Below are 26,945 nucleotides of genomic sequence, written 5' to 3'. Positions count from 1 at the left end.
CGGGATCAGCCGTCGAGCACCGGCACCGGCATCGCCGCCCGCGCCGCGCGTGCCTTTTCGGTGCGGCGGCTGCGCTCCGCCATCGCGATCCAGGCGGCTTCGGACCTGAGGCAGCGCTCGCGCACATTGGCCAGCGTCGCCGCCGCCGCCTGGTCGCGCGCGGATCGCGCCAGCGCCTCGTAATTGTCGCTGTCGGCCATCGTCGTAATCTCCTTCAGCCCTCGTGCAGGGGAGGTATGGGTGATGCGTCGTACGCGCCGCCGCCCGGTGGCAGCGCCGCGCGCGCCAGGCCGAAGCCGCGCATCCACTCGCGCCGATCGTCCAAGCGCGCCGCGTCGAAGGGGCAGTCGCCCGCGAAGCTCGCGCGGTCGGCGCCCGCGGCCGCGCCCAGCTCGAACGGCGTCGCCCCGTCCGCGCTCATGCGCGCCGCTCCGGGCGAGCGGGCATGACGAAACCGAGGTCGGAGGATGCCCGCACGTTCGGCTCCGGGTAAACAGGCGAAAGCGCGAAGTCTCTCAGTCGGCGAGGCCTGGGACCGAGTCCCGCCGATACGGGCAAAGCGAAGGGAGGGCGTATTGGTTCCGGCGGCGCGGTCGGCCCTGTCCTACAGCGCGCGATCGTGGTTAAGCTTCCCGGTGCACGCCCGACCCGCCCTCCTCCCACCGACACCGGCCAGCGCCCGCGCCGTGCGCAGCCGTCCAGAGGCGTCAAGCAACTGCGGCGCACTCGGCTCTTTGCGGATCAATGACTTAGCGGCGCCGACATGCCGTTCTGACTTCATAAAACCCGCAGATTGGGCGTCTTCACGTAAAGCACGTCAAAGTCGTGAACTTCGGACCGGGCCGCCGAGCCTCATCGCGAGTGTCGAAACACGCGAGTACAACGACTTAGCTCCCGCACGGCCGGAGACGCCGTCGCGGAAGGTGACGCCGACCCGTCGAACGGCCCCTCACATCCGTAAAGTCTTGCGCTACCGCCCGGCTGCGCGACTCGCCCGTCCCGCATCCCCACCCGTCGATCTCGGACGCCCATGACCCGCTTCCCCCACCGCGCCGTCCCCATCGTGCTCGCCGCCGTCGTGATCGACGTGATCGGCTTCGGCATCGTCATGCCCGTGCTGCCCGCGCTCATCACCGATCTGGGCGACGTTGACCTCCCGGAGGCGACGCGCATCGCCGGCTGGATGCTCGCGGTGTTCGCGGTGGCGCAGTTCTTCGCCGGGCCGGTGCTGGGCTCGCTCGGCGACCGGTTCGGGCGGCGGCCGGTGCTGATCTTCTCCATGCTCGCCTTCGCGATCGACTATCTGCTCATGGCGGCGGCACCCACGCTCGCCTGGCTGTTCGTCGGCCGCTTCGTCGCGGGCGCGGCGGGCGCGGTGTTCGGGCCGGCGGGCGCGGTGCTCGCCGACGTGTCGCCGCCCAAGAAGCGCGCGGAGACGTTCGGCCTCATGGGTGCGGCCTTCGGCGTCGGCTTCATCATCGGCCCGGCGGTCGGCGGGCTCGTGTCGGACCTCGGCCCACGCGCGCCCTTCATCGTCGCCGCCGCGCTCGCGGGACTGAACGCCGCCGCGATGTTCTTCCTGCTGCCCGAAACGCTGAAATTCGAGAACCGCCGCCCCTTCCGCCTCGCCGACGCCACAGTCGTCGGCGCGTTCCGCCCGCTGTTCCAGGCGGGCAACGCCGCGCCGCTGCTCGTCGCCTGGTTCCTGTGGCAGCTCGGCACGCAGGTCTATCCCGCCACCTGGTCCTTCTGGGCGTCGATCCGGTTCGGCTGGGACGCGGAGGCGATCGGCTGGTCGCTCGCCTGGGTCGGGCTGCTGAACGTGCTGGTGCAGGTCTTCCTCACCCGCCGCGTGCTGGGGCGCACCGGCGAGCGCCGCGCAGCGATGATCGGGTTGTTCGTCGCGACGGCGACCTTCATGGCCTACGCCTTCACGACGCAAGGCTGGCAGGTCTACGCCTATTACCTGTTCGGCTGCATCGCCGCGCTCGCCTATCCGGCGCTCAATGGCCTGCTCTCGCGCATGGTCGACGCCACGCGCCAGGGCGCGCTCCAGGGCGGCATCGGCTCCATGAACTCGGTCGCGCAGATCTTCGGCCCGCTGGTCGCGGCGCAGTCGCTCGCCGCCGGCTCCGCGCGCGGCTTCGCGGGCGCGGCGTTCCTGGTCGCCGCCGCGCTCAACCTCCTGGCGCTGCTTATCATCGCGTGGCGGACACCCCATCTGCGCCCCGCAACCGAGGGAGCGCCCGCATGATCGACCTGCACTACTGGCCCACGCCCAACGGCCGCAAGATCACGCTCTTCCTCGAGGAGGCGCAGCTCCCCTACCGCATCGTCCCCGTCGACATCCGCCGCGGCGACCAGTTTCAGCCCGACTTCCTGAGGATCGCGCCCAACAACCGCATGCCCGCGATCGTCGACCGCGAGCCCGCCGACGGGGGCGAGCCGGTGAGCGTCTTCGAGTCCGGCGCGATCCTCCTCTACCTCGCCGAGAAGACCGGCCGCTTCCTCCCCGCCGACCCGCGCGGCCGGACGGAGGCGATCCAGTGGCTCATGTGGCAAATGGGCGGCTTCGGTCCGATGCTCGGCCAGAACCACCATTTCAACCGCTACGCGCCCGAGAAGATCCCCTACGCCATCGAGCGCTACAACAACGAAACCAAGCGCTTATACGGCGTCCTGGACAAGCGTTTGCAGGATCGTGACTTCATCGCCGGCGACTACGGGATCGCCGACATGGCCTGCTATCCCTGGGCCGCCGCGCACGAGTGGCACTATGTCGACCTCGCCGACCACCCCAACGTCCGCCGCTGGCACGACGCGATCAAGGCCCGCCCCGCCACCGTCGCCGCTTACGCCCGCGCCGACGAGGTCGGCTCCCAGAACCAGGAGATGACGGAAGAGACCCGCCGCGTCCTCTTCGGCCAGGGCGCGGCCAAGTAGAGCCGGTCGCCCGTTTCCCAATTCTCCGTCATGCCGGACTTGATCCGGCATCCATGCGCGTCCGCTTGTTCGGACACACCTTCGCGAACGGACGCGCCGCGCGTGGACCCCGGGTCAAGCCCGGGGTGACGGGTTAAGTGGATGTGCCTACAAGTCCCGCCCCGGCCGCCGGCTCAAGCCGATGTCCAGGTGTGCGCCCGCGTCGATCAACGTCACCTCGCCCGTGATCGCGCGGCTAGCGGGATCGAGCAGGTGGACGATCGGCCCCGCCACGTCGTCCGACCCGGTCGCGAACCCCATCGGCACCGCCCCCGCGATCCGCTCGTTCAGCCGCGCAAAGCCCTCCTCGCCCAGCCGCTTCTCGAACCAGCCCGTCCCCACATAGCCCGGCGCCACCGCGTTCACCCGGATCGCGGGCGCCAGCACCCGCGCCAGGCTCTTGGTCAGCGTGATCATCGCCCCCTTGGTGCAGGCGTACGCCACCGACGATCCGATCCCGAACACCCCCGCCACCGACGCGACGTTCACCACCGCCCCCATGCCGCCGTCCCGCATCGCCGGCGCGCAGGCGCGGATCATCTGGAATGCCGACACCGTGTTCACCCGGTACAGGTCGAGGAAGTCGTCTGCCTCCAGCGCCTCCAGGTCTTCATGGTTCGCGAACTTGGTCCGCCCGGCGTTGTTGACGAGGAAGTCGAGCCGACCCCAGCGCTCGACCGCCGCCCGCGCCAGCGCCCGGCAGTCCGCGTCGGCCGCGACATCGCCCCTGACCGCGATCCCGCCCGTCTCGCCCGCGACCGCCTCCGCTTCGTCCCGGCTCGACGCGTAGTTGACCACGCACCGGACGCCGCGCGCCGCCAGCTTGCGCACCACCGCGGCGCCGATCCCCGTGCCGCCGCCCGTCACCACCGCCACCGCGCCGTCCATAGCTTCGCTCGCTTTCCGTTTGGAAGATCGCGTATGGCATTCGGCTGGCCGCTCGCCTAGCGTCCCGGCTATGACGGCCGCCGACCTGCTCGCCTCACCCTTCGCGACGCTGCCCGACCTCATCCGCGCCCACGCCGCCGAGCGCGGGGCCAAGACCGCCATCGCCGACGAGCGCCGTGCACTCACCTACGCCGAGCTCGACCGCTTGGTGGACCGCGTTGCCGCCGGCCTGCAACGCGACGGCGTGCCGCAGGGCGCGGCGGTCGCGATCGTGGCGTACCCGTCCGTCGAACAGGCCGCCGTCTTCCTCGGCACGGTGCGCGCGGGCTGCCTCGCCACGCCGATCGCGCCGTCCGCCACCCCCGACCAGATCGCCGCCATGATCCGCGACAGCGGCGCGCCCCTGGCCTTCGCGGACGCGGCCAACGCCGCCGCCGCGCCGGACGCCGTCTGCCTGGAGGAACTCGACACCTGGCTCCCGCCCGACGACGCTAGACCCGCCCCCGTTGAGATCGCGCCGGAGGACGGCTTCAACATCATCTACTCCTCCGGCACGACGGGCACGCCCAAGGGCATCGTCCAGAGCCACGCGATGCGCTGGCAGCACCTCGGCCGCAACAGCGCCGCCGGCTTCGGCGACGCGGTGACGATGGTCGCGACGCCGCTCTACTCGAACACGACGCTCGTCACCTTCCTGCCGACGCTCGGCTGGGGCGGTGCCGCCGTGCTTATGGCCAAGTTCGACGCCCGCCGCTTCCTCGAGCTCGCGGAAAAGCACCGCGCCACCCACGCGATGCTCGTCCCCGTCCAGTACCAGCGCATCATGGCGGTCCCCGACTTCGACCGCTTCGACCTGTCGAGCTTCCGCCTCAAGACCTGCACCAGCGCGCCGTTCAAGCCCGAGCTGAAGGCCGACGTGCTCGCCCGCTGGCCGGGCCTGCTGATCGAATATTACGGCATGACGGAGGGCGGCGGCACCTGCGTGCTCAATTGCAACGCCCACCCCGACAAGCTCCACACCGTCGGCCAGCCGCTCGACGGCCACGACATCCGCCTCATCGACGACGAGGGCCGCGAGGTCGCGCCGGGCGAGATGGGCGAGGTCGTCGGCCGCTCGGCCGCGATGATGAACGGCTATCACGGCCGCGAAGGCGCGACGCGCGAGGCGGAGTGGTACGACGGCGAAGGCCGCCGCTACATCCGCCACGGCGACGTGGGTCGCTTCGACGAGGACGGCTTCCTCATCCTGCTCGATCGCAAGAAGGACATGATCATCACCGGCGGATTCAACATCTACCCCTCCGACCTGGAGGCGGTGCTGCTCCGCCACCCGGCGGTCGCCGACGCGACGGTGGTCGGCGTACCGTCCGAGGCCTGGGGCGAGACGCCCGTCGGCTTCTACGTGTCGCGCGACCCCGGCGCGAACATCGACGCCGTCCTCGCCTGGTTCAACGGCCAAGTCGGCAAGACGCAGCGCCTGTCCGCGCTCCACCAGGTCGACGAGCTGCCCCGCAGCGCCATTGGCAAGGTCCTAAAACGCGAGCTGCGCGACCGCCTGCTGGGCCAGACCGCATGACGTCGCTCCCGCAGCTCCTCGCCGCGCTCGAACCGCTGGAGGATGGCTGGCGCGGCGCGATCCCCGAGACCTGGCTCCAGGGCCGCACCGCCTATGGCGGCCTCTCGACCGCGCTCGCGCTCCACGCCGCCAAGCAGGTCGAGCCCGACCTCCCCCCGCTCCGCTCGGCGCAGGTGTCCTTTATCGGCCCGCTCGCGGGCACGGTGATGCTCCGCGCCTACACGCTCCGCCGCGGCCGCAACGCCGCGTTCGTCCAAGCGGATGTGGAGAGCGAGGCCGGCCTGGGCCTGCGCGCCGTGTTCGTCTTCATGCGCGACCAGGCCTCCGCGATCGACCACGCCGTCGTGCGCGCCCCCGACTTCCCCAAGCCCGACTCCGGCGACCCGATCTACTCGGGCAAGTCGCGCGCCGGGATGCCCGGCTTCCTCGCCAACTTCGAGTTCGTCGACCGCCGCGAGCCTGCGGACGGCGGCGCGGAGTGGCTCCGCTGGTGCCACCTCAAGGAGCGCGACGGCCTCGACCCGGAGGTGGAGCTCGCCGTCATGGCCGACTGCCTGCCGCCCGCCGCGCTCAAGCTCATGCGCGACTTCGTGCCGCTGAGCTCGATGACGTGGCTCCTTAACGTGCTAGGCCCCGTGCCCGCGAACGAGGAAGGCTGGTGGCTGCTCCGCGCCCAGACCGACTACGCGCGCGCCGGTTCATCGAGCCAGGAAATGAATATCTGGTCCGCCGACGGCACGCCCGTGGCGCAGCAGATGCAGAGCGTAGCCATATTCGGGTGAGGCGCCGGGCGCACGCGCCGAGCGAAGCTCGAAGCGAGACGCCCAAGCCCGGCCGGCGTAGCGCAGCTACGTTCGACGACGCGGCTTCGCCGCGGCGCTCCCCCGTTTGAGGATTACGCGTCCCGCGGCACCCTGAGCATCGCCAACGCCGCCAGCACCATCACCCCCGCCGCGAACGCCATCGTATAGATCGGCTCCGTCGGGAAGAACCGCTTGGTGATCGACCCCATCACGGTCGCCACCAGCAGCTGCGGCACGACCACGAACACGTTGAACAGCCCCATGTAGATGCCGAGCTTTCGCTGCGGCAGGCTCGACGCCAGGATCGCATAGGGCATGGCGAGGATCGACGCCCAGGCGATACCCACGCCCACCTCGCTCAGCAGCAGCATCTCGGGCGTTCGAAAGACGAAGAAGCTGGCATACCCCGCCGCGCCGCACAGCAGCGCCACGACGTGCGTCATCACCCGCCCGATCCGCCGGGCGAGGAACGGCAGCAGCGCCAGCGCCGCGATCGCCGCCACGCCGTTATAGACCGTGAACAGCACGTTCACCCAGTTCGCGCCCTCCTGATAATTCGGGCTCTCCGCCGTCGGCGCGCCGAAGAAATACTGCGCCACCACCGGCGTGGTGTTGATCCACATGATGAACAGCGCCGACCAGCTGAAGAACTGCGCCAGCGCCAGCCGCTTCATCAGCTCCGGCATGCCGGAGAAGTCGCCGACGATGTGCCCCAGCATGCCCGCCCCGCCGCCCCGCTTGGCGAGCGCGATCGCGACCGCGCTGGCGAGCCCGTAGGCGGCGAGCAGCCCGCCGAGCAGGTAAACCTCCTTCTCCAGCCCCCAGGCGACCACGGCTGCGATCACCGCCGCGCCGGCCGCGATCCAGACCGCGCTGGAGGTGAAGCCGCGGCCGGCGAGCACGCGGACGTTGTGGTCCGCCGCGGCCTCGTCCGCCGGCCCGTCGAACGCCGCCATCTCGTCCGGCGAGTATTCGTTCGTCGTCAGCACCGTCCACAGCACCGCCGCGAACAATGCCGCGCCCCCGAACCAGAAGGCGTAGCGCACCGTATCCGGTATGCCGCCCGCCGCCGCCTCGTTCGACACGCCCATTCGCTCGAGCAGATAGGGGAAGATCGACCCCACCACCGCGCCCGCGCCGATGAACGCGGTCTGCACCGCATATCCGGCCGCGTGCTGGTCCTTGCCCAGCATGTCGCCCACGAACGCGCGGAACGGCTCCATCGAAATGTTCAGCGACGCGTCCAACACCCACAGCATGACCGCCGCGAACAGCAGCGCGGGCGCGAGCGGCATGACGAACAGCGACAGGGCCGCCATGATCGCGCCCGCCAGGAAATAGGGCCTGCGCCGCCCCAGCCGCCCCAGCCAGGTCCGGTCGCTCATATGCCCGATGATCGGCTGGACGAGCAGCCCCGTCAGCGGCGCCGCCACCCAGAGCGCGGGCAGGTCGTCGAGCGACGTGCCCAGCGACTGGAAGATGCGGCTCATGTTCGCGTTCTGCAGCGCGAAGCCGATCTGGATGCCGAAGAAGCCGAACGAGATGTTCCACAGCCCCGCGAAGCCCTGGCGCGGTTTGGTCTTCAGCGGGATCTCGGCGTTCACGTCCGTCCTTCCGTGGACCGCCGCACCACCAGGCGCGTCGGCAAGGTCATGCTCGCGACAGGCTGGTCGCGGATGCGGCCGAGCAGCGTCTCGACCAAGGTCCGCCCCGCCGCGCCCGCGTCCTGTGCGACCGTGGTGAGCGGCGGGTTGGCGAGGCCGGCCGCGGGAATGTCGTCGAAGCCGACCACCGCCACGTCTTGCGGGACGCGCAGGCCCGCCCCCGCCAGCACGCGCATGGCCGCCAGCGCGATCAAGTCGCTCGCCGCCACGATCCCGTCGAACGCGACGCCGCACGTCAGCAGCTCCTGCGCCGCCCGCGCGCCATCCTCCTCGCTCGACAGCGCGTGGACCTGCGCGACCACCTCCAGCCCCGCTTGCCCCAGCGCATCGGCGCAGCCGCGGTAGCGGTCGCGGAATTCAGGGTAGTGGTCCGTCGCATCGCCCAGGAAGGCGATCCGCGTCCGCCCGCGCTCCAGCAGGTGCCGAGCCGCCGACGCGCCCCCGCCGCGATTGTCGCAGCCCACCGTCAGCCCCGGCTCGCCCGGCTGCACCGACCCCCAGCGCACGAAATGCGTCCCCTGCGCCACGAGCTGGTCGAGCTTCGCCTTGTAATCGGCATAGTCGCCGTACCCGAGCAGGATCAGCCCGTCGGCGCGGTGGCTGTCCTCGTAATCCTTGTGCCAGTCCGACCCCATCTGCTGGAACGACACGAGCAGGTCGTGCCCGTTGTCGGCGCAGGCGCGCATCATGGAACCCATCATCGCCAGGAAGAACGGGTTCACCGCGGAGTCGTCGGGAGAAGGATCCTGGAACAGCAGCGCCGCCAGCGTCCGCGTGTGCCCCGACCGCAGGTTGGAGGCCGCACGGTCGACCGTGTAGTTCAGCCGTTGCGCGATCGCCTCGATCCGCTGGCGCGTCGCCGGGCTGACCGTCGGACTGCCCCGGAGCGCGCGCGACACCGTCGGCTGCGATACGCCCGCTAGATGGGCGATGTCGAAGGACGTCGGCTTACGCTGCATCGGGGGTTACGCACGCTCTCCAGCCCGTCCGTTCACCGGCGGACGTGACGGCGCGACAACAGCCTAGATCAGTGCCTCCGTCAACGCGCACGCGCGGACTTTGAGGCCGATGTGGCCGAAAGAGCACAGCGCCGCCTGCATACGTATGAGAACGATTGAATACGTATGTACCTGTCTTCCCTGCGAATGCGCCTGACTTCATTCCGTTCCGATCCACGAACGAGTCCGTCGGGCACGACGGCCAAGGTCCATCCGGGGGAGGTTTCTTATGTCCAGTCGCGCTACTGCGCCCATCCGCCACCTTATGCTCGGCGCCAGCGTCGCCGCCCTGTCACTCGGCCTCGCGGCACCGGCTCATGGGCAGGCGTCGACCAACCTGCCCGACCCCGCGCAGAGCTCGTCCAGCTCGGGCAACCCGAACGAGCGCGGCAGCGCCGAGGAGGCCCGCGCCGACAACGCCGCCGTGACCGGCGAGACCACGCCCGCTCAGGACCCGACCTCGACGGACGCGACCGAAGGCGGCGACATCATCGTCACCGGCTTCCGCGCCGCGCTGGAGAACGCGGTCGCCGAGAAGAAGAACCGCGACCAAATCGTTGAGGCCATCTCCGCGGAGGACATCGGCCGCCTACCCGACGCTTCCATCGCCGAGTCGATCGCACGTTTGCCCGGCCTGACGTCGCAGCGCGTCAACGGCCGCTCCAACGCCATCTCCATCCGCGGCTTCGCGCCCGACTTCTCGACCACGCTCCTGAACGGCCGCGAGCAGACCTCCACCGGCGACAACCGCGCCGTCGAGTACGATCAGTACCCGTCGGAAGTCGTCAACCAGGTGCTCGTCTATAAGACGCCTATGGCCTCGCTTGTCGGCCAAGGCCTGTCGGGCACCGTCGACCTGCGCACGATCCGCCCGCTCGAGTTCGGGCGTCGCGCCTTTTCGATCGGCGCGCGCGGCACCTATGTCGACCTCGGCAAGCTGAACGTCGAGTCCGAAGAATATGGCTACCGCGTCAACGGCACCTATGTCGACCAGTTCGCCGACGACACGATCGGCATCGCGCTGTCGGCGAGCTACCTGGACGAGCCGTACCAGATCCAGGAGTTCAACGCCTGGGGTTACGCCGGCACCGGCGCGAACGGCGGCCCGCCCTATGTGATCGGCGGCTCCAAATCCTATTCCACCTCGACGACGCTGAAGCGCCTCGGCCTGCAGGGCACGCTTCAGTGGCGCCCAGACCCGCAGCTCACCGCTACGCTGGACGCCTTCTTCTCGGATTTCGAGGATGACCAAATCAAGCGCGGCATCGAGCTCCCGCTCGGCTTCAACGGCAATCCGCTGACCAACACGACGGTCCAGGATATCTTCGTCACCGCCGGCACCTTCGCCAACGTTGAGGGCGTGGTGCGCAACGACGTGTTCCAGCGCAAGGCGAAGCTCTACTCGTTCGGCTACAACGCCAAGTACGAGGGCGACGACGGCTGGAACGCCATGCTCGACGTCAGTCTGTCGCGCACCGAGCGCAACGAGCTGACGCTCGAGACCTATTCTGGTACCGGCCGCGGCCAGGGCGTCGGCGCGACCGATACCATCAGCTTCACCAGCAACGAGAACGGCACCCGCTTCCGTCCGACGCTGAACTACGGCGATTACAACCTGATCAAGCTCACCGGCCCGCTGGGCTGGGGCGGCGACCAAATCCTGCCCGACGGCACCGGGTTTCGGAACGGTCAGGACGGCTATTTCAACGACCGAATCATCATCGACGACCTGAAGCAGTACCGCGTCGAGGTGGAAAAGGAGGTCGAGGGCTTCTTCCGCTCATTCCAGGTCGGCGTGAACTACACCGACCGGCTGAAGGACCTCACGCCCGACGAGTCGTTCCTATACCTGACGGCGCGCAACACCGGCATATCGGACGTCATCGTCCCCGAGCAGTTCCGCCTCGGCACGACCAACCTCGAATATCTCGGGCTAGGCCCCGTCATCAGCTACGACCCGAACGCGCTGCTCGACGCCGGCGTCTACAGCCGCGTGCGGAACCCGTACGGCGACGTGGTCGTGAAGTCCTACCGCGTCGAGGAAAAGCTCATGACGGGCTATTTCCAGGCGAACATTGACCAGGAGCTGGGGTCGGCGCAGCTGACCGGCAACGCCGGTGTGCAGGCGATCTTTACCGACCAGAACTCACGCGGCGCCACCGCCGTGTTCCTGGGCGCGCTGCCGAACGGCGCGCCGATCATCGGCTCCACGCCGCGCAACGAGTCGGTCGACTATCTCGACGTGCTGCCCAGCGCCAACCTGTCGCTGCGCACCGCGAGCGACTTCATCATCCGCGCCGGCGCGGCGCGCGAGATCATCCGTCCGCGCCTGGACGACATGCGCGCGTCATTGAGCTTCGGGTACAACATCCAGGATCCGGACGGCGCCGGCCCGGCGCTCGGTCTGGCCACGGTGACGGGCGGCTCGGGCAATCCCGAACTCCGCCCCTGGCGCGCCAACGCGTTCGACCTGACGTTCGAGAAGTATTTCGGCACCAACGGCTTCATCGCCGTGCAGCTCTTCTACAAGGATCTGAAGAGCTACATCTACAATGCCGACATCGAGATCGACACGGCGTCCATCGCGCTGCCGCCGCCGTCCGTCGACGCGCAAGGCCGCGTGGTGCCTGTCGCGCCGACCGGCTTCCTCAACGTCCCGATCAACGGCGACGGCGGCGAGTTGTACGGCGTCGAGCTCGCGGGCACCCTGCCCTTCGGAACGATCGTGTCCGCGCTGGACGGGTTCGGCCTGACGGGCGGCGTCTCGTACACCGAGTCGAAGATCAAGCCGTCGCCCGACGAGGAGGAGAGCGCGCTTCCCGGCTACTCCAAGTGGGTGGCGAACGGCACCGCTTTCTTCGAGAAGTACGGCTTCAACATCCGCGGCAGCGTCCGCTACCGGTCGAGCTTTATCGGCGAGGTGTCGGGCTTCGCGGCGAACCGCGTGCGCCGTCGCGCCGCGCCGGAGCTGATCGTGGACGGACAGATCGGCTACGACTTCCAGGACGGCTCGACGCTCCAGGGCCTGTCGGTCTTCCTCCAGGGCCAGAACCTGACGGACGAGCCCTTCCGGACGTCGTTCCCGCAGGACGACCGCGCCGCGATCGACTTCCAGCGCTATGGCCGCCGCTTCCTGGCGGGCTTCAACTTCAAGTTCTGATCGACAGGTCGCCCGCGATGTTCCACGTCGCGGGCGGCATCTTCTAGCGTCGGAGGCGGATGGTGGACACCACCGGCCGGACGATCGTGATCGTCGGCGGCGGCACCGCGGGCTGGATGGCGGCGGCGGCGCTCAGGCGCTTCTCGCCGCCGACCACGCGCATCCGCTTGCTCGAGTCGGACCGGATCGGCGCCGTCGGCGTCGGCGAAGCGACGATCCCGCAGATCCGCCTGTTCAACGCCGGCCTCGGCATCGACGAGGACGAGTTCGTCCGCGAGACACAGGGCTCGTTCAAACTCGGCATCGAGTTCATCGACTGGTCGGGCCGGGGCTCGCGCTACATCCACGCCTTCGGCACGATCGGTCGCGGGCTGGGGCTCGTGCCGTTCCACCACTACTGGCTCCGCCACGCGCAGGCGGGCGGCGCGTCTCGCTACTGGGACTACTCCCCCACCGCGCTTGCCGCGTCGCGCAACGCCTTTGCACGTGACTTAGGCCGTCCCGAGCTGCCGAGCGGCGTCGCCTGGGCCTTCCACTTCGACGCCGGCCTCTACGCCGCCTATCTCCGCCGCTACGCCGAGGCGCGCGGCGTCGAGCGCACCGAGGGCGAGGTCGCCCATGTTTCGCTTCACGGCGAAACCGGCCACATCGAGGCCGTCACGCTCCAGGGCGGCGAGCGGCTAGCCGGCGATTTCTTCGTCGACTGCACGGGCTTTCGCGGCCTGCTGATCGAGGACGCGCTTCAGGCGGGTTACGACGACTGGCGTCGCCTCCTTCCCTGCGACCGCGCGCTCGCCGTACCCAGCGCCGCCGCCGGCCCGCTCACGCCCTACACCCGCGCCACCGCGCGCGAGGCCGGGTGGCAGTGGCGCATCCCGCTCCAGCACCGCACGGGCAACGGCCTGGTCTACAGCTCCGCGCACCTGTCCGACGACCGCGCGGCCGAGATCCTGCTCGCCAACCTCGACGGCGCCCCGCTCGCCGAGCCTAAGCCGTTGCGCTTCGTCACCGGCCGCCGCCGCCGCGCCTGGGTCGGCAACTGCGTCGCGCTAGGCCTCGCCGCCGGTTTCCTCGAGCCGCTCGAGTCGACCAGCATCCATCTCATCCAGTCCGGCATCGCCCGCCTGCTCGAGCTGTTCCCGACCGATCCCGTCTCGCCCGCGGACGTGGACGAGTACAACGCCCAGACCGAGCGCGAGTGGACCGCGATCCGCGACTTCCTCGTCCTCCACTATCACGCCAATGCCCGGCCCGAACCCTTCTGGGCCGAGCGCCGCGCCCTCGCGATCCCCGACACGCTCCGTCACCGCATGGAGCTGTTCCGCCAGACGGGCCGCGTGACGGCCCGCGAGCACGATCTGTTCAAGGAGCCCGCCTGGATCCAGGTCCTGCTCGGTCAGGGCGTGGTCCCGCAAGGGCATCACCCGCTCGCCGACGCGCTCCCGGCCGACCAGCTCGACCAGCTCCTCTCGCTCGCCCGCGCGCACGCCGCGCAGGTCGCAGCCCGTATGCCCGCCCACCAAGCCTTCATCGCCGCCCATTGCGCGGCCCCTCGGAAAGCCGCCGCATGATCAAGCATCTCGCCCTCCCCCTGCTCGCCCTCGGCCTCGCCGCGCCCGCCCTGGCGCAGACAGCCCCGCCCGCGGGTGTCACCGACTATCGCGACCGCCTGCCCGAGGACGAGGTGATCTACTTCGTCCTTCCTGACCGCTTCGAGAACGGCGACCCGTCGAACGACCGCGGCGGCCTGCGCGGAGGTCGGCTCCAGACCGGGTTCGACCCGACGCACAAGGGCTTCTTCCACGGCGGCGACCTCAAGGGGCTGACCGCGCGGCTCGACTATATCCGCGGCCTCGGCGCGACCGCGATCTGGCTGGGCCCGATCTTCAAGAACAAGCCCGTCCAGGGCCCGAAGGGCCAGGAGTCCGCCGGCTATCACGGCTACTGGATCACCGACTTCACCACCGTCGACCCGCATCTGGGCACCGAGGCCGACATGAAGGCCTTTGTCGACGCGGCGCATGCGCGGGGCATGAAGGTCTATATGGACATCATCGCCAACCACACCGCCGACGTGATCCAGCTGCGCGAGTGTGGCGTCGGCACGCCCTGCGAGTATCGCGGCCGCGCCGCTTATCCGTATCAGCGCCGCGGCGGCCTCGCCGGCCGGCCGATCAACGGGGGCTTCCTGGGCGACGACGTCCAGACGAGCGAAAACTTCGCGCGCCTGACCGACCCCAACTACGCCTACACGCCCTACGTCTCCGCGGCCGAGCGCAACTCGAAGACGCCCGCCTGGCTCAACGATCTCACGCTCTACCACAATCGCGGCAACTCGACCTTCGCGGGCGAGAGCTCGACCATGGGCGACTTCTCCGGCCTCGACGATCTGATGACGGAGGACCCGCGCGTCATACGCGGCATGATCGAGATCTTCGGCGACTGGATCGACAAGTACGGCGTCGACGGCTTCCGCATCGACACCGCCCAGCATGTCAATCCGGAGTTCTGGCGCGAGTTCGTGCCCGCCATGCGCCAGCGCGCGAAGCTCCGCGGCATTCCCAACTTCCACATCTTCGGCGAGGTCGCGATGGGCGACATCGACCCCGGCCGCCTCGCTTGGCACACGTGGAACGACGACCTGCCGACCGTGCTCGACTTCGCCTTCCAGGTCGGCGTCGGCGGCATCGTCGCGGAAGGCAAGCCGACCAGCGACGCCTTTCGCATCTTCCGCGGCGACCAGCTCTACAAGGGCGGCGAGGAGACCGCGCGCAGGCTTCCCACCTTCCTCGGCAACCATGACGCCGGCCGCATCGGCTATTTCCTTCGCCGAGCGAACCCGAGCGCGAGCGACCAGGAGCTGCTCGCCCGCGACCTGCTCGGCCACGCCATGCTGCTGACGCTACGGGGCGTGCCGACCATCTACTCGGGCGACGAGCAGGGCTTCACGGGCGACGGCGGCGACCAGGACGCGCGCGAGGACATGTTCCCGAGCCGCGTCGCCATCTACAACGACAATAAGCTGATCGGCACCGCCGCCACGACGGCGCAGGCCAATTTCGACCAGCAGCACCCCGTCTATGCCGAGATCGCCCGTCTCGCGCGCGTGCGGCTGGGCACCCCCGCCCTCACCCGCGGCCGCCAGGTCATGCGCGCCTATGGCGACAAGCCCGGCCTGCTCGCCGTATCGCGCTTCGACCCGACCACCAACCGCGAGGTGCTGCTGGCGTTCAACACGTCGAACCAGCCGATCACCACGCCCGTCGAAGTCGAGGTCCGCTCGGCCGCGTTCGACGCGCTCGCCGGCCCCTGCGCCGCGCAGGCGAGCGCGCCCGGCTCGGTCCAGCTGACCCTCCCCGCCTTCGGCTACGCCGTGTGCGCCGCGCGATGAGCACCGCCCCCGACACCGCGGCCGCTTCCGCCCACCCCTGGTGGAAAGGGGCGGTCACCTACCAGATCTACCCGCGCTCCTTCGCCGACTCGAACGGCGACGGCGTAGGCGACCTGCCCGGCATCACCGCGCATCTCGATTACGTCGCGTCCTTGGGCGTGGACGCGATCTGGCTATCGCCCTTTTTCACCTCGCCGATGAAGGACTTCGGCTACGATGTCGCCGACTATCGCGACGTCGACCCGATCTTCGGCACGCTCGCCGACTTCGACGCCCTCGTCGCCCGTGCGCACCAGCTCGGGCTGCGGGTGATCATCGACCAGGTATACAGCCACACCTCCGACGAGCATCGCTGGTTTCAGGAGAGCCGCCGAAGCCGCGACAACCCGTATGCCGACTGGTATGTCTGGGCCGACGCCAAGCCCGACGGCAGCCCGCCCAACAACTGGCAGTCCGTCTTCGGCGGCCCCGCCTGGACCTGGGACGCGCGGCGCGGGCAATACTACCTGCACAACTTTCTGAAGGAGCAGCCGCAGCTCCACGTCCATCACCCGGCCGTGCAGCAGGAGCTGCTGGACACCGCGAAGTTCTGGCTCGACCGCGGCGTCGACGGCTTCCGCCTCGACGCGCTCAACTTCGCGATGCACGACCCGGCGCTGACCGACAACCCGCCCGCGCCCGACACGGGCAAGGTCCGCACGCGCCCCTTCGACTTCCAGCTCAAGATCCACAACCAGAGCCACGACGACATCCCGCGCTTCCTGGAGCACCTGCGCGCGCTCCTCGACGGCTACGGCGACCGCTTCACCGTGGCGGAGGTCGGCGGCGACAACGCGTTGGCCGAGATGCAGCTCTACACCGCGGGCCAGAGCCGACTGAACAGCGCCTACGGCTTCGACTTCCTCTACGCGCCCGCGCTCACGCCGGGAACCGTCGCCGACGCGATCGGCGCCTGGCCCGCGACGGAGGGGGTGGGCTGGCCGAGCTGGGCGTTCGAGAACCACGACGCGCCGCGCGCCGTCTCGCGCTGGATCGAGCCCGAGCACCGCGACGCCTTCGCCCGCGCCAAGATGCTGCTGCTCATGTGCCTGCGCGGCAACGTCTTCCTCTACTATGGCGAGGAGCTGGGCCTGACCCAGGTCGACGTGCCCTATGAGCGCTTGCAGGACCCGGAGGCGATCGCCAACTGGCCGCTCACCCTGTCGCGCGACGGCGCGCGCACGCCGATGCCTTGGGCGAGCGACCGGCCCCAGCTCGGCTTCTCCGACGCCGAACCCTGGCTCCCCGTCGGCCCCGACCACCCGGGCCTCGCGGTCGACCGGCAGGAAGCCGACCCGCGCTCGCTCCTCCACCTCACCCGCCGCCTCGTCGCGCTCCGCCACGCCCATGCGGCGCTGCTATGGGGCGACCTCCACGTCGTCGAGGCGACCGACACGATGCTCGTCGTCGAGCGCGTCGCCGATCACCAGACGATGCTCTGCGCCTTCAACCTGTCCGCCGAGCCAGCCGCCTGGGCTCCCGCCCAGCCCGCCCGCTGGCGCGCGGTGGAGGCCGTGAACGGCGTCGCCGACTGGCGTTTCCCTCCGTACGGCGCGCTCGTCGCGCAAAGGATCGCTTGATGAAACATCTCCTCGCCCTCTCCGGCCTCCTCGCCTCCGCCGCCGTCGCGCAGGACGCGACCCCCACCGTCGCGCAAGGCGCGCAAGCCCCCGGTCCGCGCGTCGAGACCGTCGCCTCGCCCAACGGCGCGATCACCGTGTCGCTCACCACGGACGGCGACGGCCGCGCGCTCTACAGCGTCGCCCGCGGCGGCAAGACCGTCGTGAACCCCTCGCGCCTCGGTTTCCTGTTCACCGACGCGCGCAAGATCGAGCGCGGCCTCCGGATCGCGGACGCGACCCGCACCTCGCGCGACGAGACTTGGGAGCAGCCCTGGGGCGAGTGGCGCACCATCCGCTCGAACCACAACGAGCTGCGCGTCCGCCTGATGGAAACCAGCGCGCTGGGCCGCGTCATGGACGTGGTGTTCCGCGTGCAGGACGACGGCGTCGGCTTCCGCTACGAGTTCCCGGAGCAGCCGAACCTGAGACAAGCCAACATCGCCGAGGAGCTGACCGAGTTCAACTTCGCGTCCGGCGGCGAGGCGTTCTGGAAGCCCGCCTTCCTCTGGAACCGCGAGGAGTATCTCTACAACCGCACGCCGATTAACGCGGTCGGCACCGCCGCCACGCCGATGACGGTGAAGCTGGAGGACGGCATGCACGTCGCCGTCCACGAGGCCGCGCTGGTCGACTATTCCTCCATGGCGCTGCTTCGGAACGAGAACGCCAACGGCTTCAAGGCGCAGCTCACCCCCGGCGCGGGCGAGCCCAAGGTCGTGAAGGCCGGCCCGTTCAACACGCCATGGCGCACGCTCATCATCGCGAACGACGCGCCCGGCCTGTACCACAGCCACCTCATGCTTAACCTCAACGAGCCCAACAAATTGGGCGACGTCAGCTGGGTGAAGCCCGGCAAGTTCGTCGGCGTGTGGTGGAACATGATCAAGGGCGACTGGACCTGGGCTCGCGGGCCCAAGCACGGCGCCACCAACGCCAATGTCCGCCGCTACATCGACTTCGCCGCCAAGAACCGCATCCCCGGCGTGCTGGTCGAGGGCTGGAACGTCGGCTGGGACGGCGAGTGGTTCGGCAACGGCAACGACATGGATTTCGACCGCCCGACCGAGGACTTCGACGCCGACGCGCTCGCCGCCTACGCCAAGCGCCGCGGCGTCAACCTGATCGGCCATCACGAGACCGGCGGCGCCGTCAGCCACTACGAGGACCAGTTCGACAGCGCGTTCAAGTTCGCCGCCGACCATGGCGAGCGCGTCGTCAAGACGGGCTATGTCGCCGATGCCGGCCAGCTCGAGCGCCGCATGCCCGACGGCACCGTCAAGCGCGAGTGGCACGAGGGCCAGTGGATGTCGAACCACCACATCCGCGTTCTCGAGGCCGCGGCCAAGTACAAGGTGTCGATTGACGCGCACGAACCGATCAAGGACACGGGTCTCCGCCGCACTTACCCGAACTGGATGGCGCGCGAGGGCTCGCGCGGGATGGAGTACAACGCCTGGCCGGGCAAGAACCCGCCCGAGCACGAGGCGAACCTCGTCTTCACCCGCATGCTCGAAGGCCCGATGGACTTCACGCCGGGCGTGCTCAGCCTCAAGGGTTCTGGCGACAGCGACATCCTGTCCACCATCGCCAAGCAGCTGGCGCTCTATGTCGTGCTCTACTCGCCCGTGCAGATGGCCGCCGACACGCCGGAGAACTACGCGAAATACCCGCAAGCCTTTAAGTTCATCCGCGACGTCGTCGTCGACTGGCAGGACACGCGCGTGCTGAACGGCGAGGTCGGCGACTATGTCACGATCGCGCGCAAGGATCGCAATTCGGACAACTGGTTCCTCGGCGCGGTCGGTGACGAGCAGCCCCGCACCGCGCCCGTCACGCTCGACTTCCTCGACGAGGGCCGCACCTACACCGCCGAAATCTACCGCGACGGCGAAGGCGCGGACTACCGCACCGCCGCGCGCCACAACATCGCGATCGAGAAGCGCACGGTGCGCAAGGGCGACCGCCTAGAGATCCCGATGGCGCCGGGCGGCGGCTATGCGGTGATGTTCAGGGCGGGACGGCAGTAACTTCTTCCAGTCCCTCTCCCGCCGGGAGAGGGAGGGAGCCGTGCGAAGCACGGCGGAAGGGTGAGGATGAGGGTGACCGGCTGGCGTCGTGCACGTCACCCTCACCCCGCGCCGCTTCGCGGCTTGCCCCTCTCCCGACGGGAGAGGGGTAGGAGTTCAATCCTCCACGATCCGGCTGAACCGCTTTGGATCCGGCATCCTCAGATACACCACCAGCGACACCGCGATCATCGCGGTGGCGTAGCCGTAGAACCAGCGCTCCACGCCCTGCTCCTTCAGCCACAGCGCCACGAACTCCGCCGTTCCCGCGAAGATCGTGTTCGAGATCGCGTAAGGCAGCGCCACGCCCAGCGTCCTGATGTGCGCCGGGAACATCTCCGCCTTCAGCACCCCGCTGATCGACGTGTACCCCGACAGCACCACCAGCGCCGCCGCGATCAGCGCGAATGCTACCCACGGATTCGTCACCCGCTCCAGCGCCAGGAACAACGGCACGGTACCGACCAGCCCTATGACTCCGAACCCGACCAGCAGCGGCTTTCGGCCGACCCGATCCGACAGCGCGCCCGCGACCGGCTGCGCGACCGCGAACAGCGCGAGCGCCGCCGTCATGACCCTGCTCGCCGTCTCGCGGTCGAAGCCGCTCGTGTTGACCAGGAACTTCTGCATGTACGTGGTGTAGGCGTAGAACGCCAAGGTGCCGCCCGCCGTCAGCGCCATCACCGTCCAGGCCTCGCGCGGATGCTCGCGGAACAGGCGTAAGCCGCCTGAACGCCGCTCGCCCTCCACGTTCCGGAACGACTCCGTCTCCAGCAGCCCCCGCCGGATGCGGAACACCACGACCGCCAGCAGCCCGCCGATCGCGAACGGGATGCGCCAACCCCACGCCTCCAGCTCCGCCTCCGACAGGACCGCCTGCAGCACCAAGAGCACGCCCAACGCGGTCAGCTGCCCGCCGATCAGCGTCACATATTGCCAGCTGGCGTAGTAACCGCGCCGCTCCCGCCCCGCCATTTCGGACAAATAGGTCGCGCTAGCCCCATATTCGCCGCCGACGCTCAGGCCCTGTAGCATCCGCGCCAGCACCAGCATCGCCGGCGCCGCCGCGCCCGCCGCGGCGTAGGTCGGCGTCACCGCGATGATGAGCGAGCCGACGCACATCAGTGTGACAGACAACGTCAGGCCCGCTTTCCTGCCATGTCGGTCGGAGTAGACGCCCATCGCCCAGGCCCCGATCGGCCGCATCAGGAACCCGACCGCGAAGATCGCCGCCGCCTGCAACAGCTGCGCCGTCCGGCTCGCCTCCGGAAAGATCACCGGCGCGAAGTACAGCGTGAACGCCGAATAGACGTACCAGTCGTACCACTCGACCAGATTGCCCGCCGATCCGCCCACGATCGAGCGTAGCCGCCCCCTGTCAACGCTCATCCGATCCCCTCTCCTGTTCGAGCACCCTAGCGTGCCCGCCGCGCCGGTGGAACGATCCGCCGTTGCGTCGGCGGCGGCTTGACCTAGAATGGCGGCGATGGGTCGAGTTCGCGTGTTCCGGGCGGAGGTCGTTCAACGATGACCGACGCCGACGTTCAACCGTCCGCCTTTCCCGCCGACGGCGGCGAGATGGGGGCGCTGATGCGCACGCACGACTGGTCGCGCTCCCCGCTCGGCCCGCCCGATACTTGGCCCCAGTCGCTGCGCGCCGGCGTCGCGCTCATGCTCGAGTCCAAGTTCGCGATGTTCATCGCCTGGGGGCCGGAGCTCGGCTTCCTTTACAACGATGTCTACTCCGAGCTGATGGGCGACAAGCACCCCGACGCGCTCGGGCGGCGGTTCGACGAGATCTGGGCGGAGATCTGGCCCGACATCTCGCCCATCATCGACAAGGCGCTCGCCGGCGAGGCGTCCTACTACGAGGACCTGCCGCTCACCATAAACCGGCACGGCCGGGACGAGCTGACCTGGTTCACATTCTCCTATTCGCCGCTCCGCGACGACGCGGGCGCGGTCGCGGGCATGTTCTGCTCGTGCCACGAAACGACGGGGCGCGTCCTCGCCGAGCGCCGCGTCGCCTCCGAAGGCCGCCGCTTCGTCGAGATGTTCGAGCAGGCGCCCGGCTTCATGATCGCGCTGAGCGGGCCCGAGCATCGCGTCGAGTTCGTCAACGCCGCCCATCGCCGTATCTTCGGAAGCCAGGACTGGGTCGGCAAGCCGATCCGCGAAGCGTTCCCGGACGTGCGCGGCCAGGGCTTCTTCACGCTGCTCGACCAAGTGTACCGGACCGGCGAGCGCTACACCGCCGACGCCGCCTCCGCGCGATTCCGCTCGCCCGACAGCGACGAACCGACCGAGCATTTCCACAGCTTCGTCTTCGAGCCCATACGCGACGTCCGCGGCGACGTGTCCGGCATCCTGGTTCAGGGTTTCGACGTCACCGACGCTCACCGCGCACAAGAAGCGTTGCGCGAGAGCGAAGACCATTACCGCCACGCGATCGAGCTCGACCCGCAGACGAGCTGGACCTCGGCGCCCGACGGTCAACTCGACCGCGTCAACCGGCGCTGGTTCGAGTGGACGGGCACGACCGGCCTCGGCGATAGCTGGGCGCAAGGCCTCCACCTCGACGACCGCCAGCGCACCTTCGATGTCTGGGCCCGCTCCGTCGCCACCGGCGAGCCCTATGACATCGAGCATCGCGTCAAGATGCTCGACGGCACCTATCGCTGGATGCACTCGCGCGCTTTCCCGCGCCGCGACGATCAGGGCCGCATCGTCAAGTGGTACGGCAGCACCCGCGACATCCACGACCGCAAGGTCGCACAGGATCAGCGCCGCTCGTCGGAGGACCGCGAGCGCTTCCTGCTCGACCTTTCCGATCGGCTCCGCGGCGCGCCCGACCCGATCGCCGCCGTCGCGACCTCGACGGAGCTCCTCGGCCGACAACTGGGCGTCGCCCGCATCGCCTTTGGCGAGATCGACATGGATCAGCGGGTCACGCGCGTTCCACGCGATTGGACCAGCGGCCCGGAGGTGACGAGCCTGGCCGGCGTGGTCGCGCCGTTCGACGTCGCCGACCCTGTGCTGCTGGCGGAGGCGCGCGCGGGGCGCACCGCCGTGATAGACGACGTGGACACGGACGAGCGCGGCGACCCGCGCGCGACGGCGGCGTGGCGCGAGCTCGGCGTGCGCGCGATGGTCGTGGTGCCGCTGATCCGCGCGGGCAAGCTCCGCGCCACGCTCAACGTCCACGCGGCCGAGCCGCGCCGCTGGTCGGACGCCGAGGTGGAGCTGATCCAGGCTGTCGCCGAGCGCACCTGGGACGCGGTCGAGCGCGCGCAAGCCGAAGCCGCGCTGCTCGAGGAGACGCGCACGCTCGAGACGCTGAACCGCGTCGGCCGCGCGCTCGCGGGCGAGCTCGACCTCGAACGGCTGGTCCAGATGGTCACCGACGCCGGCGTCGAGCTGACGGGCGCGAAGTTCGGCGCCTATTTCCACAACATCCTCGATGAGACGGGCGAGCAGCTTTACCTCTTTACCCTGTCCGGCGCGGAGCGGTCCGACTTCGAGAAGCTCGGCCGCGTCCGGGCGACCGGCGTGTTCGGCCCCACCTTCCGCAACGAGGGCGTGGTCCGCTCCGACGATATCCTCGCCGATCCGCGCTACGGTCAATTCGAGCCGCATCGCGGCATGCCCAAGGGCCACCTGCCCGTGCGTAGCTATCTGGGCGTGCCCGTCGTGTCGCGCGGCGGCGAGGTGCTGGGCGGGCTCCTCTTCGGCCATCCCGAACCCGGCCGCTTCACCGAGCGGCACGAGCGCCTGATGGTCGGCGTCGCCGCACAGGCCGCGATCGCGATCGACAATGCGCGGCTGTTCCAACAGGTGCAGCAGGCGAACGAGACGTTGGAAACGCGCGTTGCCGAGCGCACGCTGGAACTCGAGCAGGCGCACGACGCGCTCCGCCAAAGCCAGAAGATGGAGGCGGTCGGCCAGCTCACCGGCGGCATCGCGCACGACTTCAACAACATGCTGGCCGTCGTGGTCGGCTCGCTCGACCTGCTCGGCCGCCGGATCGGCGCCGACGATCCCCGCGCGCGCCGCTACCTGGAGGCCGCGTCCGACGGTGCGCGCCGCGCCGCGCAGCTCACCCAGCGCCTGCTCGCCTTCGCGCGCCAGCAACCGCTCAGGCCGGAGCCGATCGACGCGAACAAGCTGGTGGCGGGCATGTCCGACCTGCTCCGCCACTCGGTCGGCCCGGACATTCAGCTGGAGGCCGATCTCCAGCCCGGACTCTGGCGCATCCATGCCGACCCGAACCAGCTGGAGAACGCGATCCTCAACTTGGCCGTCAACGCGCGCGACGCGATGCCTGACGGCGGGCGCCTGACGATCGCGACACGCAACGACGGTGACGATCAGGTGGTGATCACCGTGAGCGACACGGGCGTCGGCATGCCTCCGCACGTGATCGCCAAGGCGTTCGATCCGTTCTTCACGACCAAGGAGGTCGGCAAGGGAACCGGCCTGGGCTTGAGCCAGGTCTACGGCTTCGTGCAGCAGTCGGGCGGCCGGATCGAGATCGGCTCGGAGCCGGGGCGTGGCGCCAGCATCGAAATCCGGCTGCCCCGCTATCAGGGCGTGGAGGACGGCGCGGGCGCCGAGGCCGACGCACCCGGCCTCGCGCTGAGCGCCGCCCGGGACGTCGTGCTCGTCGTCGAGGACGAGCCCGCCGTGCGGCAATTCTCGACCGATGCGCTGACGGAGCTGGGCTATCGCGTGCTGGAGGCGGACGGCGCGGCCGCGGCGCTGCGCCAACTCGATGCACACCCGGACGTCTCTCTACTTTTCACCGACGTCGTCATGCCGGAGGTGAATGGTGCCAAGTTGGCCGAGGAAGCGCGCCGCCGCCGCCCCGACCTGCGCGTGCTCTTCACCACCGGCTACGCCCGCGACGCCATATCGAGGGACGGCGCGCTCGATCCGGGCGTCGAGCTGATCGGCAAGCCCTTCACCGTGGAGGAGCTCGCCGCCAAGGTCCGTGACGTGCTCGACGCGCCGGTGGGCTGATCGAGGTTAGCGCCCGGAACAGGAAGCGTTAACGGCGGTTCTCCGGCGGCCTAATCCGGAGAAACGCCATGTCCCAGCCCCCGCAGAGCCAGCCCGTTCCCGGCTTCGAACAAGAGATGACGCCCAAGGCCGACCATGGCGAGGCGAGCTACAAGGGATGCGGCAAGCTGACGGGCAAGGCGGCGGTGATCACCGGCGGCGACAGCGGCATCGGCCGCGCGGTCGCCATCGCCTACGCCCGCGAAGGCGCGGACCTGCTCATCAGCTATCTGCCGGAGGAGCAGGAGGACGCCGACGAGACCAAGCGCCTGGTCGAGGAGGCCGGCCGTCGTTGCGTGCTCTTCTCCGGCGACCTCGCCGACCCCGCTTATTGCCGCTCGATCGTCGATCGCGCGCTGCAGGAGTTCGGCAAGCTCGACATCCTGGTCAACAACGCCGCCCATCAGATGAGCTTCCAGTCGATCGAGGAGATCCCGGACGAGGAGTGGGACCTGACGTTCCAGGTGAACATCACCGCCATGTTCCACACCTGCAAGGCGGCGGTGCCGCACATGAAGCCCGGGTCGGTTATCATTAACACCAGCTCGGTAAACTCGGACAGCCCCAAGCCGACGCTCCTCGCCTACGCGACCACCAAGGGTGCGATCGCGAATTTTTCGGCGGGGCTGGCGCAGATGCTGGGCGACCGCGGGATACGCGTGAATTCGGTGGCTCCCGGCCCCGTCTGGACGCCGCTGATCCCGTCCACCATGCCGCCCGAGGACGTGGCGGAGTTCGGCAAGAGCACGCCGCTCGGCCGCCCCGGCCAGCCGCGCGAGCTGGCTGGGATCTACGTCCTGCTGGCGTCCGACGAGGGCAGCTACATGAGCGGCGGCCGCTACGCGGTCACCGGGGGCGCTCCGATCCTGTAGGGGTTGGTGCGGGCGGTCGGGCTCGAACCGACACTCCTTGCGGAACCGGATTTTGAGTCCGGCGCGTCTACCAATTTCACCACGCCCGCACGCGTCGCGGGTCAGGCCCTTGCCACAGCGCGGGCGGACGCGTCCAGTGGCTTGACGACCGGTCCGCGGCGGCCCCAAGGACCCGGCGAGGCCGCTCGCCCTCCCTAGAAGCGGTCCCGCCCGATCGGATCGCCCACCACCGGCCCATGTTCGTCGACGCCATCCGCCGCTTCAAGCCGTTGCGCGGCCTGCCGATCTGGGCGCGATGGCTGCTCAGCGCGGCCGTCGTGTTCATCGAGTTCGGTCTGCGACTGGCGACCGGCGTGCAGACGGTCCCTTACCTGTGGTTCATCCCCGGCGTCATCGTCACGTCGTTCGTGTTCGACCGCGGCTCGGGCTTCGTCGCGACGTTCCTCTCCGCCGGGCTCGCGCTCTACTTCTTCGTGACCCCGCGCGGGAGCTTCGAGATCGCCGATCTCGACCAGCTCGTCGCGCTGGCGGCCTTCACGCTGTCGGGCCTGCTCGTGGCGGCGGTCATCGAAGCGCTGCGCCATACGGTGGAGGAGCTGGAACGGAAGAGCCAGGCGCTGCAATCGGCCGACGTCCAAAAGGCGCTGCTGCTCGCCGACATAAACCACCGCATCAAGAACCACCTGCAATCGGTCGTCGGCGTGCTGGACATCGCGGCGCGGCGCGCCGGAACGCTCGACGAGGCCAAGGCGGCGCTCGACCAGGCGGCGTGGCGGCTCGGCATGCTGGGCCGGGTCTACGACCAGCTCCAGCTGCGCGACGACGCCACCGCGGTCCCGGCCGACCGCTTCCTATCGGACCTGTGCGGCGACCTGCGCGCGACGCTGGTCGGCCTGCGCCCGATCGCGCTGCGCGTCTACGCCGACCCGGTCGAGCTCGACCCGACGGAGGCGGTGAACGTCGGCCTGATCGTCAACGAGCTGGTGCAGAACGCGCTCAAATACGCCTTTCCCGACGACCGTGCCGGAACGGTGGCCGTGCGCCTGGAGCGGCGGGACGACTGCCTGTTCCTGGAGGTCGCCGATGACGGGATCGGGCGGGCCGACCCTGCGGAAGCGGGGCCGGCGGGCACCGGCTCACGCCTGCTGCGCGCGCTGGCGCAGCAACTCGGCGGCGCGCTGAAATGGTCGGGCCCGCCCGGTACGCGCGCGACGCTCGAGTTTCGGCGTCACGCGACGGCCGATCTTGCGTGAGTTAGCGGAACACCTCGTTCAGGTCCGCCGTGCCGGACGGGTCCTTGGGGTCGGGACCGAAGCGGTTTGGCCCACGCGTGCCTTCGATGCAGAAGAACACCAGCAACACCAGGCCGAGGATGAGGCCGATGCTCGTCAGGATCAGACCCGCTCCTGCACCCGCCGCGGCGCTGTTCGCGCCCGCGCCGCTCGCGGCACCGAATAGCCCGCCCACCATGACGAGAACGCCCAGGATGTATGGCAGGACGGGCGCGAGAAGCCACCAGCCGCTGCGGTTCGTATCATGGAGTCGGCGCATCGCCACAGCGATGCTGGGGATCAGCGATCCGAGCCCGAAGATCAACGATAACAGGCCTATGCCCCCGATCGCTGCGAGCGCTCCCACTCCATCACCGCCGCCCAGCGACAGCCCGAGCACGCCCTGTGTGGCAGTGAGCGCGATGTTCACGATGATGGTGAACAGCAGAAACATCCAGTACTCCTTGCGCCGCGATCGCCCGGAGAACTCGGCGTAGCGCCTGTACGGCAGGATCATCCACTGCACTGCGTCGTCCCCTTTCTCGTTGCCCGACC

Annotated in this window: 19 protein-coding genes and 1 tRNA gene; 12 read left to right on the top strand and 8 right to left on the bottom strand. The window is 69.5% G+C overall.

Annotation, left to right across the window (positions count from 1 at the left end):
* Positions 1-5 precede the first annotated feature (5 nt).
* Positions 6-200 carry a hypothetical protein gene (locus tag CKY28_RS00480; RefSeq protein ID WP_095996381.1) on the bottom strand — a complete coding sequence of 65 codons (195 nt, stop codon included), beginning with the start codon at positions 198-200 and terminating at the stop codon, positions 6-8.
* A 14-nt stretch (positions 201-214) separates the two neighbouring features.
* Positions 215-421, bottom strand: a complete 207-nt coding sequence (locus CKY28_RS00475) for a hypothetical protein (protein WP_095996380.1) — start codon at positions 419-421, stop codon at positions 215-217.
* A 609-nt stretch (positions 422-1,030) separates the two neighbouring features.
* Here CKY28_RS00475 and CKY28_RS00470 point away from each other — a divergent pair.
* Together CKY28_RS00470 and CKY28_RS00465 are read left to right on the top strand one after the other, a co-directional pair.
* Positions 1,031-2,254, top strand: a complete 1,224-nt coding sequence (locus CKY28_RS00470; RefSeq protein WP_095996379.1) for an MFS transporter — start codon at positions 1,031-1,033, stop codon at positions 2,252-2,254.
* Entirely contained in the window at positions 2,251-2,943 is a 693-nt protein-coding gene (locus tag CKY28_RS00465; protein WP_095996378.1) for a glutathione S-transferase N-terminal domain-containing protein, read from the top strand. Before CKY28_RS00470 ends, CKY28_RS00465 begins: the two co-directional genes overlap by 4 nt.
* 147 nt (positions 2,944-3,090) lie before the next feature.
* On the opposite strand, the gene CKY28_RS00460 is transcribed toward CKY28_RS00465, so the two are convergent.
* On the bottom strand, positions 3,091-3,870 hold the full coding sequence (locus CKY28_RS00460) for an SDR family NAD(P)-dependent oxidoreductase (RefSeq protein WP_095996377.1): 780 nt from the start codon (positions 3,868-3,870) through the stop codon (positions 3,091-3,093).
* Between the two features lie 70 nt (positions 3,871-3,940).
* Here CKY28_RS00460 and CKY28_RS00455 point away from each other — a divergent pair, with 70 nt between their 5' ends.
* Positions 3,941-5,446 carry a class I adenylate-forming enzyme family protein gene (locus CKY28_RS00455; RefSeq protein ID WP_095996376.1) on the top strand — a complete coding sequence of 502 codons (1,506 nt, stop codon included), beginning with the start codon at positions 3,941-3,943 and terminating at the stop codon, positions 5,444-5,446.
* Entirely contained in the window at positions 5,443-6,228 is a 786-nt protein-coding gene (locus tag CKY28_RS00450; protein WP_095996375.1) for a thioesterase family protein, read from the top strand. Before CKY28_RS00455 ends, CKY28_RS00450 begins: the two co-directional genes overlap by 4 nt.
* Before the next feature lie 113 nt (positions 6,229-6,341).
* Here the strand turns inward: CKY28_RS00450 and CKY28_RS00445 are convergent, their stop codons facing one another.
* Together CKY28_RS00445 and CKY28_RS00440 are read right to left on the bottom strand one after the other, a co-directional pair.
* Complete coding sequence (locus CKY28_RS00445; RefSeq protein WP_245841458.1) at positions 6,342-7,853, bottom strand: MFS transporter; 1,512 nt, start codon at positions 7,851-7,853, stop codon at positions 6,342-6,344.
* The gene (locus CKY28_RS00440) at positions 7,850-8,872 is read right to left on the bottom strand and encodes a LacI family DNA-binding transcriptional regulator (RefSeq protein ID WP_095996374.1); all 1,023 of its coding nucleotides are present in this window, start codon (positions 8,870-8,872) and stop codon (positions 7,850-7,852) included. The genes CKY28_RS00445 and CKY28_RS00440 overlap by 4 nt, the downstream gene beginning before the upstream one ends.
* A gap of 268 nt (positions 8,873-9,140) precedes the next feature.
* On the opposite strand from CKY28_RS00440, the gene CKY28_RS00435 reads away from it, so the two are divergent.
* The 5 genes from CKY28_RS00435 to CKY28_RS00415 are packed head-to-tail and all read left to right on the top strand — an operon-like array spanning position 9,141 to position 19,150.
* Positions 9,141-12,071 carry a TonB-dependent receptor gene (locus CKY28_RS00435; RefSeq protein ID WP_245841457.1) on the top strand — a complete coding sequence of 977 codons (2,931 nt, stop codon included), beginning with the start codon at positions 9,141-9,143 and terminating at the stop codon, positions 12,069-12,071.
* A gap of 59 nt (positions 12,072-12,130) precedes the next feature.
* Positions 12,131-13,642 carry a tryptophan halogenase family protein gene (locus CKY28_RS00430; protein WP_095996372.1) on the top strand — a complete coding sequence of 504 codons (1,512 nt, stop codon included), beginning with the start codon at positions 12,131-12,133 and terminating at the stop codon, positions 13,640-13,642.
* A complete protein-coding gene (locus tag CKY28_RS00425) occupies positions 13,639-15,462 on the top strand; it encodes an alpha-amylase family glycosyl hydrolase (protein WP_095996864.1) in 1,824 nt (607 codons plus the stop codon). The genes CKY28_RS00430 and CKY28_RS00425 overlap by 4 nt, the downstream gene beginning before the upstream one ends.
* Complete coding sequence (locus tag CKY28_RS00420) at positions 15,459-17,081, top strand: alpha-amylase family glycosyl hydrolase (RefSeq protein ID WP_095996863.1); 1,623 nt, start codon at positions 15,459-15,461, stop codon at positions 17,079-17,081. Before CKY28_RS00425 ends, CKY28_RS00420 begins: the two co-directional genes overlap by 4 nt.
* On the top strand, positions 17,081-19,150 hold the full coding sequence (locus tag CKY28_RS00415; protein WP_095996371.1) for a glycoside hydrolase family 97 protein: 2,070 nt from the start codon (positions 17,081-17,083) through the stop codon (positions 19,148-19,150). The genes CKY28_RS00420 and CKY28_RS00415 overlap by 1 nt, the downstream gene beginning before the upstream one ends.
* 156 nt (positions 19,151-19,306) lie before the next feature.
* On the opposite strand, the gene CKY28_RS00410 is transcribed toward CKY28_RS00415, so the two are convergent.
* The gene (locus tag CKY28_RS00410; RefSeq protein WP_095996370.1) at positions 19,307-20,578 is read right to left on the bottom strand and encodes an MFS transporter; all 1,272 of its coding nucleotides are present in this window, start codon (positions 20,576-20,578) and stop codon (positions 19,307-19,309) included.
* Positions 20,579-20,716: 138 nt separating this feature from the next.
* Between CKY28_RS00410 and CKY28_RS00405 the strand changes: the two genes are divergently transcribed.
* Complete coding sequence (locus tag CKY28_RS00405) at positions 20,717-24,208, top strand: GAF domain-containing protein (protein ID WP_095996369.1); 3,492 nt, start codon at positions 20,717-20,719, stop codon at positions 24,206-24,208.
* A gap of 68 nt (positions 24,209-24,276) precedes the next feature.
* On the top strand, positions 24,277-25,119 hold the full coding sequence (locus CKY28_RS00400) for an SDR family oxidoreductase (protein ID WP_095996368.1): 843 nt from the start codon (positions 24,277-24,279) through the stop codon (positions 25,117-25,119).
* A gap of 4 nt (positions 25,120-25,123) precedes the next feature.
* On the opposite strand, the gene CKY28_RS00395 is transcribed toward CKY28_RS00400, so the two are convergent.
* Positions 25,124-25,208: transfer RNA gene (locus tag CKY28_RS00395), tRNA-Leu, on the bottom strand.
* Positions 25,209-25,355: 147 nt separating this feature from the next.
* On the opposite strand from CKY28_RS00395, the gene CKY28_RS00390 reads away from it, so the two are divergent.
* Positions 25,356-26,372: a sensor histidine kinase gene (locus CKY28_RS00390; protein WP_095996367.1), complete on the top strand. Its 1,017-nt coding sequence runs from the start codon at positions 25,356-25,358 to the stop codon at positions 26,370-26,372.
* A 1-nt stretch (position 26,373) separates the two neighbouring features.
* Here CKY28_RS00390 and CKY28_RS00385 read toward each other — a convergent pair whose 3' ends face one another.
* On the bottom strand, positions 26,374-26,907 hold the full coding sequence (locus CKY28_RS00385) for a DUF805 domain-containing protein (RefSeq protein WP_095996862.1): 534 nt from the start codon (positions 26,905-26,907) through the stop codon (positions 26,374-26,376).
* Positions 26,908-26,945: the final 38 nt, after the last annotated feature.

This window comes from Sphingomonas lenta, from assembly GCF_002288825.1.
GTDB lineage: Bacteria > Pseudomonadota > Alphaproteobacteria > Sphingomonadales > Sphingomonadaceae > Sphingomonas > Sphingomonas lenta.
Note: the sequence above shows the minus strand (reverse complement) of the source record. Positions and strands in the feature narration are given on the sequence as shown.